The 11,238-nt window shown below is 62.1% G+C and carries 7 protein-coding genes; 5 read left to right on the top strand and 2 right to left on the bottom strand.

Annotated features, from left to right (window positions below):
• Positions 1–2: 2 nt before the first annotated feature.
• A complete protein-coding gene (locus ACXAEH_RS18625; RefSeq protein WP_475034877.1) occupies positions 3–668 on the bottom strand; it encodes a TetR/AcrR family transcriptional regulator in 666 nt (221 codons plus the stop codon).
• 450 nt (positions 669–1,118) lie between these two features.
• Between ACXAEH_RS18625 and ACXAEH_RS18620 the strand changes: the two genes are divergently transcribed.
• The 5 genes from ACXAEH_RS18620 to ACXAEH_RS18600 are packed head-to-tail and all read left to right on the top strand — an operon-like array spanning position 1,119 to position 8,331.
• A complete protein-coding gene (locus ACXAEH_RS18620; protein ID WP_475034876.1) occupies positions 1,119–2,900 on the top strand; it encodes an ABC transporter ATP-binding protein in 1,782 nt (593 codons plus the stop codon).
• Complete coding sequence (locus tag ACXAEH_RS18615; RefSeq protein ID WP_475034875.1) at positions 2,893–4,806, top strand: ABC transporter substrate-binding protein; 1,914 nt, start codon at positions 2,893–2,895, stop codon at positions 4,804–4,806. The genes ACXAEH_RS18620 and ACXAEH_RS18615 overlap by 8 nt, the downstream gene beginning before the upstream one ends.
• On the top strand, positions 4,806–5,834 hold the full coding sequence (locus tag ACXAEH_RS18610; protein ID WP_475034874.1) for an ABC transporter permease: 1,029 nt from the start codon (positions 4,806–4,808) through the stop codon (positions 5,832–5,834). The genes ACXAEH_RS18615 and ACXAEH_RS18610 overlap by 1 nt, the downstream gene beginning before the upstream one ends.
• Positions 5,831–6,988, top strand: coding sequence for an ABC transporter permease (locus ACXAEH_RS18605; protein ID WP_475034872.1), 1,158 nt, complete (start codon positions 5,831–5,833; stop codon positions 6,986–6,988). Before ACXAEH_RS18610 ends, ACXAEH_RS18605 begins: the two co-directional genes overlap by 4 nt.
• Positions 6,985–8,331, top strand: coding sequence for a CoA transferase (locus ACXAEH_RS18600; protein WP_475034871.1), 1,347 nt, complete (start codon positions 6,985–6,987; stop codon positions 8,329–8,331). The genes ACXAEH_RS18605 and ACXAEH_RS18600 overlap by 4 nt, the downstream gene beginning before the upstream one ends.
• 241 nt (positions 8,332–8,572) lie before the next feature.
• Here the strand turns inward: ACXAEH_RS18600 and ACXAEH_RS18595 are convergent, their stop codons facing one another.
• The gene (locus ACXAEH_RS18595; RefSeq protein WP_475034870.1) at positions 8,573–11,062 is read right to left on the bottom strand and encodes a mechanosensitive ion channel family protein; all 2,490 of its coding nucleotides are present in this window, start codon (positions 11,060–11,062) and stop codon (positions 8,573–8,575) included.
• Positions 11,063–11,238 lie beyond the last annotated feature (176 nt).

Here is an 11,238-nt window from a genome sequence, read left to right as displayed (position 1 = left end):
GCTCAGACGTCCCAGTGCAGTTTGGTGAATTCGGTAAAGGCGTCCATCTCTTCGGGCAGCGGTTCACGCCCGGTGAAGACCTTGAGGTATTCCGGCGTTACTTCCAGACGGTGGGCATGGCTCTCATTCGGGTCGGCCATGTCATAGCCCAGCTGCATATAATAAAGCACCTTGGCCCGGGTCATCGCCTCACGCTCCGGGTAGCCGTAGCGCCGGAACATACCTTTCAGCGCCTCGACCCGGCGGCTGTCGGAGCGGTCCAGCAGGCTGCGCACCTTGCCGGAACGGCGCGACCAGTCCCGCACCGCAAAGTCCAACGCGGTGTTAAACAAGTTGGGGTTGGTGATGCAGTGAAACACGTTCAGAACCGCGCCGGTGATGGTCTTGGCCGGCGCCTCGGCCTGACGCACCATGCCGGCGGTGTTGGTCTGCTCCCAGGTCTTCAAAAGCGCATCGAGCAGGTCCTGGCGGGATTTGAAGTACCAGTAGAAAGAAGAGCGCGACACCTGCATCCGCTCAGCCAGCGCCAGAACCTTCACCTGCTCCACCCCGTCCGAGATCAGCACGTCCATCGCCACATTCAGCCAGTCATTGCGGGTCACCTTGATGTTTCCAACCAGCGGCTCGGCCTCCGGATCGTCCCGGTGCAATACAGGTTTTTGCGCCATTTGCCGCCCTTCAATTCCATCGCTTCCCGCCGCCATCCTAGGAGCGGCGGCGCCCGGCGCCAACATGGCAATCCCGTCAGCCCGCAGGTCAAGTGGCGGCAAGGCCACAGCGGAGCCACCTATGCCTTGCCGGGCAGGGCCACCCCTTCGCGCAACTGCGCGCTGCAGGAAATGGAATGAAACCTATAACCGGAACGCGGATGTTATCCATTGTGAACTTGCCTTATGCCCAGAGCCGGAAACCGTTACAAAACCGGTATGCAGGCTGGCTATCAGGCCTGTGCACCCGCCTTGATGCGGACCTGCAAGCCGTTCACATTTCCCTTGTGCCACGGGCAGCTGGCCAAATGGGGTTTGACTAAACAGCGCCGGTCGCGCGAAGGTGATGCAAAAAACAGGGGAAAACACGATCTCATGAACGCCTTGAACCAGCCGGGCGGGCAAAACTGAATGCGTCCGCTGCTGTCTGTCGAAAACCTCAGCATCGGATTTGGCAAGGGCGAGCCGGTCGTGAAGGACGTGAGCTTTGCCGTGCAGCCGGGCGAGACCCTGGCCCTGGTCGGGGAAAGCGGATCGGGCAAGACGATCTCCTGCCGTGCCGCATTGCGCATTTTGCCCAAGGCTGCGCAGCTTCGCACCGGACGCATCCTGCTTGAAACCCGCGGTACATCCCTGGACCTGGCAACGCTGGATGAACGCAGGATGCGCGATGTGCGCGGCAATATCGTTTCGATGATCTTTCAGGAACCGATGCGTTCGCTGTCGCCGCTGCACCGGATCGGCAACCAGGTCTCCGAAGTCTTGTGGCTGCATGGCCGCACCCCTGAGCGTGCGGCGCGCAAGGTTGTTCTGGACTGTTTCGAACGCGTCGGCTTCCCGGACCCCGAGCGTACTTACCGATCCTACCCGTTTGAATTGTCGGGCGGCATGCGCCAGCGGGCGATGATCGCCATGGCGATGGTAGCCAAGCCCGATCTGCTGATTGCCGACGAGCCCACAACCGCGCTGGATGTGACCACACAGGCGCAGGTGCTGGGCTTGATGAAAGAACTGCAGCGCGAAACCGGCATGGCGATGATCCTGGTGACCCATGATCTGGGCGTGGTCGCCAATATGGCCGAGCAAGTGGTGGTGATGCACAAGGGCCGGGTAATGGAAGCCGGCCGCGCCGAGCCGATGCTGCGTGCCCCTGCGCACCCCTATACCCGGGCACTGTTTGACGCCGCGCCCGAAATCCCGGACGAAGCCGTCGTCGCCATACCGCCGTCCCGCGACGATCTGATCATGGAGATGAAATCGGTCTCAAAGACCTACACGTTGCGTACCAGCAAAGGCTGGCAGGAGCCAACCCTGGTGCATGCCTGCCGCGAAATCGATTTGCGGGTGACCCGCGGCGAAACGCTGGCAATCGTCGGTGAAAGCGGTTCGGGCAAGACGACCGCAGCCCGGATTGCTCTGGGGGCGGAACTGCCGGACCCGGGCGGCAAGGTGCTGTTCCGCCCCGCTCCGGACCAGCCGCCGATTGCAGTGCACGATATGGACAGGGCAACCCGGATTGCCTTTCAGCGCCGGGCTCAGATGGTGTTTCAGGACCCCTACTCTTCGCTGTCGCCCAGAATGCGCATTCAGGACACGCTGGTGGAACCGCTGGAGATCCATGGCATCGGCAGCCGCTCGGAACGCCGTGACAAGGCTGCCGAAATGCTGCGGCTTGTCGGCCTGTCTCCCAACATGCTAAAACGCTATCCGCATGCGTTCTCGGGCGGTCAGCGGCAGCGGCTGTCAATCGCCCGGGCTCTGATGCTGGATCCTGCGCTGATTGTCTGTGACGAGCCGACCTCAGCCTTGGATGTTTCCGTGCAGGAGCAGATCCTGAACCTGCTGGAAGAGATCCGCGACCAGCAGAACCTGTCCTATCTGTTTATCAGCCACAACTTGGCGGTCGTGGCCCGGATCGCCGACGAAGTCGCGGTGATGCGGCGCGGGCTGATCGTCGAACAGGCGCCGCCTGAGACGCTGTTCTACAATCCCCAGCACCCCTACACCAAAGCGCTGATTGCGGCCCAGCCGGAACCCGATATCGACCGGCCCATTGACCTGGAACTGGTGGCTCAAGGTGCTGGTGCGCCAGAGTGCTGGCCCGAAGAATTCCGCTTCAACGGCATTCAGGCACCGCCGCTGGTGAACCTGAGCCACCTGGAAGCCGGCCACAAGGTACGCTGCCATGCTTGACGTTTTGAAGCCCCTGCTGACCGCAGCACTCTTCCTTGCGCCCCTCCCGTCTGTGGCCGGTCCGGTGGCACAGGAAAGCAATTTTTGGCGTTCTGAAGTCAAGGCCGGGTATTTGCCGCCTGTTGCCGAACGCTTGCCACAGGTGCCGCTGGTGGTGGATCTGGCCGCCAAGGGCCGCGAATTCGGCATTCAGGGCGGCACGCTGAACACCATGGTGACCCGTTCCAAGGATATCCGCCAGATGGTGGTCTATGGCTACGCGCGGCTGGCGGGCTATGATCAGAATTACCGGCTGCAGCCGGATATCCTGCTGGGGTTCGAGAACGAGGGCAACCGCCGCTACACCCTGAGGCTGCGCCCCGGCCACCGCTGGTCCAGCGGCGATCCCTTCACTTCGGATGATTTCCGCTACTGGTGGGAGGATGTCGCCAACCACCCGGAGCTGAGCCCGGCCGGCCCGCCGGATTTCCTGCGGGTGATGGGACAGCTGCCGCGGGTGAGCTTTCCGGACAGAACCACCGTAATCATTGAATGGGATGAGCCCAACCCCGGCTTCCTGCATGTGCTTGCACAGGCCCGGCCGCCGTTCATCTACCGGCCTGCTAAATACCTGAAGCAGTTCCATGCAGACTATGCCGATCCGGATATGCTGGAGGAAAACGTCGAACATGCCCGCGTCAAAAGCTGGGCGGCGCTGCACAACAAGTTCGACAACATGTACAAGTTCGACAATCACGAACTGCCCACCCTGCAGCCTTGGATCAATGCATCAGCCGGTAAAAAGATCCGCCACCAGTTTGTGCGAAACCCCTATTACCACCGGATCGACAGCCGGGGCGTGCAGCTGCCCTACATAGACACGGTCGAGATGGAGATCGTCAGCCCTGGCCTGGTTGCCGCCAAGTCCAACGCCGGCGAGGCTGATCTGCAGGCCCGCGGCATCGGGTTCCGCGACATCCCGATCCTGCGAAAGGGCGAGAAAGACGGCTCGAAGTACAAGACATTCCTTTGGGGCAACGGCACCGCCTCGCAGATCGCGATCTACCCGAACCTCAATGTGAACGATCCCGTCTGGCAGGAGGTGCTGCGCGACGTGCGGGTGCGCCGGGCACTGTCGCTGGCAATCAACCGCCGCGCCATCAACCGGGCGCTTTACTTCAACCTTGCGAAACCAGGTGCCATGACGGTGCTTGAGCAGAGCGAGTTCTTTGACCCGGAGCTGCGGGCGGCCTGGGCAGATTTCAACCCGGATCAGGCCAACCGGCTGCTGGACGAGGCCGGGCTGTCAAAAAGGGACGGTTATGGCATCCGCTACCTGCCCGACGGGCGGCTGATGGAGCTGGTGGTGGAAACCGCCGGCGAACGCCAGGAAGTCGAGAACGCTATGCAGATCATAACCGATGACTGGCGTGACGTGGGGGTCAAGCTGGTGATGCGGCCGCTGGACCGGGATATTCTGCGCAACCGGGTGTTTTCCGGCGGTGCCATGGCCTCAGTCTGGTTCGGCTGGGACAATGGCCTGCCGCAAGCCTATACGTCTCCCGCCTATCTGGCGCCAACGGATCAAGTTTTCCTGTCATGGCCGAAGTGGGGGCAGTTCTTCCAAACCGGAGGCGAAGCAGGTGAGCCGCCCGACATGCCCGCTGCCCAGCGATTGCTGGAACTGTTGCACAATTGGGATACGGCCGGCACCGACGCCCAACGCGCCGCCGCTTGGCGCGAGATGCTGAACATCCATGCAGATCAGGTCTATGCCATTGGCGTAGTCGCGGGGGCGCCGCAGCCCGTGGTGGTCAGCAACCGGCTGCACAACGTGCCGAAACAGGCGGTTTGGGCCTGGGACCCCGGGGCGCATTTCGGCCTCTACCGCCCGGATGAATTTTTCTTTGAGGACGGCAAAGGCTGATGGAAATCCTGAAATACGCCATTTACCGTTTTGGCACCATGCTGCTGACCCTGCTGGTGGTGTCGGTGCTGGTCTTTGCCATCATCAACCTGCCGCCTGGCGACTACCTGTCCAACCAGATTGCCGAGCTGCAAGCCACCGGCCAGTCCGCCGGCGTCGCCAAGGCGGAGTTTCTGCGCCAGGAATACGCGCTCGATAAGCCCCTGTGGCAGCAATATATGATCTGGATGGGTTTCATGCCCGGCCCCCACGGGTTTTCGGGCATGATCCAAGGCAACTTCGGCTGGTCCTTTGAGTTCGACAGCCCGGTGGCGGAAATCGTCGGCGACACCCTGTGGCTGACCGTGCTGGTAAATCTGGCCGCGGTGCTGTTCGTTTATGCCGTGGCGCTGCCCCTGGGCGTGCTGGCCGCAGCCCGGGCCCGAAGCTGGGTCGACTATACCTCTGCCTTTATCGGTTATCTGGGGCTGGCTACCCCGAACTTCCTGCTGGCCCTGATCCTCTTCTACTACGGCCACCGCTGGTTCGATCTGCCGATCGGCGGGCTGATGGATCCGATGTTCGAGGGCATGCCGATGACCTGGGAGAAGGTGAAGTCCATCCTGATCCACCTGATCGTGCCCACCTTTGTGATCGGCACGGCCGGCGCCTCCGCCATGATGCAGCGGCTGCGCGCCAATATGCTGGACGAACTGGGCAAGCCCTATGTGGAGACCGCGATAGCCAAGGGCATGAAATCCTCGCGGATGCTGGCAAAGTACCCACTGCGGGTCGCCTTCAATCCCTTTGTCGCCGACATCGGCAACCTGCTGCCCTCGATGATCTCCGGCTCGGTTCTCGTGTCCGTCGTGCTGGGTCTGCAGACAATCGGCCCGACCCTGCTGACAGCGCTCAAGACCCAGGACATGTTCCTTTCCGGTTTCGTGCTGATGTTTGTGGCCCTGCTCACGCTGATCGGCACCATGATCTCGGATGTGCTGCTGGTGCTGCTTGACCCGAGGATCCGGTATGAGGGGCGCGGCGCATGACCCAGCTACCCGATGGACGCTATGTCGACGACGCCCCCTTCGATCCGCAGGCCTCGCTTTCGGAGGTTGAGCGCAAGGATCTGGACGCCCCCAATTGGCTCCTGGTCTGGCGGAAGTTCCGCACCCATAAGCTGGGCCTCATTTCCGGTGCATTCCTGCTGATCTGCTACCTGCTGCTGCCGGTGGCCGGCTTCATCGCGCCGTACGGGCCGAACCAGCGCCACAGCGAACATCTTTACTCGCCGCCGCAATCCATCAATTTCTTCCACCAGGGCGAATTCATCGGACCTTATGTCTACCCCCTGACCTCGCATGCCGATCTGGAAACCTTCCAATGGGTGTTCACACCGGACCTTGAGAACCCGCAGAAGCTGGAATTTTTCTGCGAGGGGCGCGCGTATAACATCGCCGGGCTGATCCCCTCCACCACCCATCTGTTCTGCTCCCCGGACAAGAACAGCCCGGTGTTCCTGTGGGGTTCCGACCGGCTGGGCCGCGATATCTTCTCGCGCATTCTCTACGGTGCCCAGCTGTCGCTCACGGTTGGCCTGATCGGGATATCAGTCTCCTTTGTGCTGGGGATCTTCTTTGGCTCGCTGGCGGGATACTTCGGCGGCAAGACCGACTGGCTGATCAACCGGGTGATCGAAGTCCTGCGCTCCCTGCCCGAACTGCCGCTGTGGCTGGCGCTCTCGGCTGCGGTGCCCTCGAATTGGTCGCCAGTGGCCGTGTTCTTCGTTATCTCAATCATTCTCGGCATCCTTGACTGGCCAGGGCTGGCGCGATCGGTACGGGCCAAGTTCCTGAGCTTGCGCGAAGAGGAATATGTCCGCGCGGCAGAGATGATGGGCGCCTCCTCCGGCCGGGTGATCCGCAAGCATCTGCTGCCGAACTTCATGTCGCACCTGATCGCCTCCGCCACCTTGTCGATCCCGGCGATGATCCTGGGTGAGACTGCGCTCTCCTTCCTGGGCCTTGGCCTGCGCGCACCGGCGGTCAGCTGGGGGGTGATGCTGAACGACGCGCAGAACCTTGCCTCCATCGAGATCTACCCGTGGACAGCGATCCCGATGCTGCCCATCGTTGTGGTCGTGCTCGCCTTCAACTTTCTCGGTGATGGGTTGCGGGACAGCCTGGATCCCTATCAGCAATGACCCTGCTTTCCGCCCTGCCTGCCCCTGACAGCTACCGCACGACCGGCAGCGGTCAGTGGCACAGCGCCTTTGCGGTCACTGAACTCGCCAACGCATCGGTGGCAGCGGCGGGGCTGGAACTGGCCCGGCTGATCAAGGCCCTGAACCTCACGCCAGCCCCCCCGGAAGTCACCGTGGATCAGCGCCTGGCCTCGCTCTGGTTCAGCTACAGCTTCCGCCCCCGGGGCTGGGAACTGCCCAGTCTCTGGGACTCGATTGCCGGCGTTTACGAAACCGCAGACGGCTGGATCCGCCTGCACACCAATCTGCCGCACCATCGCCGCGCAGCGTTGCAAGTGCTTGACTGCAAAGGCGAGCGGGAAGCTGTAGCGGATGCCGTCAAACACTGGCAGGCAGACAGCCTGGAAAGCGGGGTTGTTGCGGGCGGCGGCGTGGCTGCCGCCATGCGCAGCCGCGCAGAGTGGCTGGGCCATCCGCAGGGCCGGGCCGTCGCTGCCGAGCCGCTGATCCATTGGACTTCACCCCGCCCCATGCAGCTGCGCGACCGGCCGCAAGCCACTGCAGAGCGGCCTTTGGCCGGCCTGCGGGTGCTGGATCTCACCCGGGTTCTGGCAGGACCGGTCTCCACCCGCACCCTGGCCGGCTTCGGCGCCGACGTACTGCGAATTGACCCGCCCGGCTGGGATGAGCCAGGGGTGATCACCGACATTTCCCTGGGCAAACGCATGGCGGTGCTTGATCTGACCAAAGGCGAAGACCGGCAGGTGTTCGAAACCCTGCTGTCCCAGGCCGACGTGCTGGTGCACGGCTACCGCCCCGGCGCGCTGGACGGTTTAGGTTACGGCGAAGAGGCCCGCCGCCGGCTTTCACCCAACCTGATAGAGGCAACGCTGGATGCCTATGGCTGGACCGGCCCCTGGGCCCGCCGCCGCGGTTTCGACAGCCTGGTGCAGATGAGCGCAGGCATTGCGGACACCGGCCGGGATTGGGCGGCCTCCGGCAAACCGCACCCCCTGCCGGTCCAGGCACTGGATCACGCCACCGGTTACCTGATGGCAGCTGCGGTTCTATCTGCGCTGGCATCCGCAGTTCAATGGGGCGCAGCGCCAGCAGCCCGTCTTTCCCTCGCCCGCACCGCCGAACTGCTGGCCGGAACCGGCAAATCCTGCGAAGGTCCCAGGATCATGGGAGCCGAGGCAGGCGATTTCAACCAGGATACCGAGACCAGCGGCTGGGGGCCGGGCCTCCGCCTGGCACCTCCCCTCAGCCTCACTGGAACGCAAATGCATTGGGATCTGCCCGCCAGCCGCTGCAACACTGCCCTGGCTTGCTGGCCCGGTTAGCCAGGCAAAAGGGGCGCTGCCCCTCTTGGCCTCACGGCCAATTCACCCCGGAGTATTTCGAACCAGAAAGAAGCCCATCCGGAATAAACCCGCTTCTTTCTGGTCCTAAATACTCCTGTCCCGCTGTCCTCCTGGCCGCTGAGAGGGAAGGCCGCGCCGCGCGCAAGCGCGGCGCCGGGCCCAACCCCAAGCGGAGCGCGCCAGCGGTCCGGCGCGGGGGCGGGAGAGCCCCCCTGCAGGCTCAGCGGTCGTCGCCGCCGGGACCGCCCATTTCTTCCAGCAGGTCTTCGTCTATAGCCGCCTGAACCGCGCCCGCTGCCGCCTCGCGCTGCTTCGGCGTTACTTCGCCTTCCTGATCCGGGGCAAGCCGCACGGTAACCTCGCGGTGGGCAAATTTGATGCCTTCGCGGGCAAACAGTTCGCGGATCTCCTGATAGACCTTCTTGCGCACCAGCCATTGGTCGCCCGGCTTGGTCATGAACTTGACCCGGATGATCATCGCCGAATCCTGCATCTCGATCACCCCCTGCGACTTCAGCGGCTGGATGAAATTGTCGCCGATCACCGGATCATCCAGCAGGCTCTGGCCCAGCTTCTTGATCAGCTTGCGGACCTTTTCCACATCGGTGTCATAGGTGACCCTGAGCGGCAGCTTCATCATCACCCAGTCACGGGAATAATTGGTCAGCACCTTGATCTCGCCAAAGGGAATGGTGTGCAGCGCGCCCAGATGGTGGCGCAGCTGAAAGGACCGCACCGAGATCTTCTCCACAGTGCCCTTCACATCGCCAATGTCGATGTATTCGCCCTTGCGGAAGGCATCATCGATCAGGAAGAAGGCGCCCGAGAAGATATCCCGCACCAGGGTCTGCGACCCAAAGCCCACTGCCAGGCCAACCACGCCGGCACCGGCAAACAGCGGGCTCACGTTGATGCCCAGTTCCAGCAGCAGGATCAGCGCGATCGACACAAGAACAACCGCGAGAATCGCCCCGCGGAACAGAGGCAGCAGGGTCGCCAGCCGGCTTGCCCCGGCCGCGCCCCCTTCGTCGCCCAGTTCCGCTTCCGGCAAATCGCCCACTTCCTCGTCAATCTTGCTGTCGATCCAGATCCGGAACAGGTGATAGACGACATAGCCGATGAGCAGGATCACCGTCACGTCGATCACCCGTTCGGCAGAGGTCGTTTCGGTCCAGCTTGCATCCGGGTTCCAGACAATCACCAGGGAATAGGCCCCCACGACAAAGGCGAGTATGCCCGCAACCCTGCGCGCAAGATCCTCGAAGGTGGCTATCGGGTGCCGGGCAGGAAGCGGAAATTCTTCATCTGGAACCTCATCACCTGTCTCAACCAAGGGGCTTTCCATTGCTTCCCCGGGCTCTGCTGTTTCGAGAATTGGTGACGCAAACGCCGTTTCATCAGATACTCCCGTTTCGGATTCCTGCGCCGCAGCCGCAGTTTCCTGAAGGTTTTCCAGCTGGGTCTCACTTTCTGTCTCCAGCCTTTCAGCCGTGGCCGCTGCCTCGGCTTCCGCTGCCTTCAGCAACCGCACCCGGTGGAAGTAACGTTCGATGAAGTAATTGATCGCGCCATAGACCACCAGGATCGTGGTCAGCACAAAATAACTGCCCGCCATAAGCGGGATTGAGACGTCGTTTTCCAGCACCAGATCAAAGGCCAGTTTGAGCCAGCCAAACGCCATGTAGACCATCAGCACCGGCGCCCAGGCCACAGCCAGGACCCGGAGCAGCCAGGAGCATTCCTCGGGCCCGCGGCCAGCCCTGATGGCATTGGAAATGGCGCGCCCGTTGACCAGAACCATCAGAAGGTTCCCCAAAGTCCCAACCAGGGCCAACACCCCGTAGACCAGCGCGTAAACATTGTAATTAAGGCCGAAATCTCCAACCCAGGTCGCAAACAAGGTCGAAGATATATCATACGTCGCAAGCAGCGATGCCCAGATGTAGAGCCGCTTGGCGTCCCGGCCGGAGAACACCGGAATCCGGTATTGCTCCAGAAAGGGCGACAGCACCATCCGCCACAGGTCGGACACCGTGCGGGCCAGGAAAAAGGCCGTGTAGACGGCAGTTGCGGTAAACTCGATAGACGGATCGCCGGAGGCCCCGAAGACGAGATAGGAAAGAAGCGCCGCAAAAACCATCGCAAAAACCGTGGCGCCTATTCCCATCAGAAAGCGGTAAACCAGAAACGGCATCTTTTCCTGATAGCCTTCAGGATTTTGCCTTATCCGCGCAACCACATAGCGTTTGGCAATCCGCTTGCCGTAAACCTGCACTGACAGCCAGCGGCCGATCAGCAGGAAAAGCACACTCCAGCCCAGCACCTCGGCATAGGTCATGATCCGCCCGTCCGGGCTGGTCTGGCGCAGAATGTACTGCATTTCGAAGATGGAATAGGGCAGCGCCTCCAAGCGGCTGTTCAGCTCAGCGCGGAAAGCGCCGACCTTGGACTGCGCCTTCATCAGCATGGAAGGCTGCTCCATCAGTTCCGTGGCCAGGTCTTCATCGCCCTCGCCGGCACCCGGCGGCCCGTTCAGCAGCTGGCCGCTGCTGTTAACAACCACAACACTGACGCCACTTTCGGCCGCCTGTTCAATCGCCTGCGCCAGCGCCTCCGCTCCCGCAGCGTCACTTTCCTGCGCGCCGGCGTGAGCAGCCAGGGTGAAACTCAGCAGCACGCCAAAAAGAAACCGGTACAAGTTATGCAGCATGAGCGCCTATCCTTTTGGAAACTTGCGCCAAATTAATCATGCGAAGGAGCGTTGCGCAAATGGCGCGGAGGCAAATTCCTGTGCGCCTTGCAACAAAGGCGCACGATTGCATGCACAGGGCCTCCGGGCTATACAATTTCCGACATCCGCCATTTTGGCGGAACGCTGCACCCCCT

Source organism: Leisingera sp. ABM4_060 (assembly GCF_056158765.1).
The sequence above is the reverse complement of the archived record's forward strand: the minus strand, read 5'-3'. Positions and strand labels throughout refer to the sequence as shown.

Bases quoted from the DNA above. Each gene is read 5' to 3' on its own strand.
- ACXAEH_RS18620 (WP_475034876.1), top strand. From the start codon at position 1,119: ATGCGTCCGCTGCTGTCTGTCGAAAACCTCAGCATCGGATTTGGCAAG.
- ACXAEH_RS18605 (WP_475034872.1), top strand. From the start codon at position 5,831: ATGACCCAGCTACCCGATGGACGCTATGTCGACGACGCCCCCTTCGAT.
- ACXAEH_RS18610 (WP_475034874.1), top strand. From the start codon at position 4,806: ATGGAAATCCTGAAATACGCCATTTACCGTTTTGGCACCATGCTGCTG.
- ACXAEH_RS18625 (WP_475034877.1), bottom strand. From the start codon at position 668: ATGGCGCAAAAACCTGTATTGCACCGGGACGATCCGGAGGCCGAGCCG.
- ACXAEH_RS18600 (WP_475034871.1), top strand. From the start codon at position 6,985: ATGACCCTGCTTTCCGCCCTGCCTGCCCCTGACAGCTACCGCACGACC.
- ACXAEH_RS18615 (WP_475034875.1), top strand. From the start codon at position 2,893: ATGCTTGACGTTTTGAAGCCCCTGCTGACCGCAGCACTCTTCCTTGCG.
- ACXAEH_RS18595 (WP_475034870.1), bottom strand. From the start codon at position 11,062: ATGCTGCATAACTTGTACCGGTTTCTTTTTGGCGTGCTGCTGAGTTTC.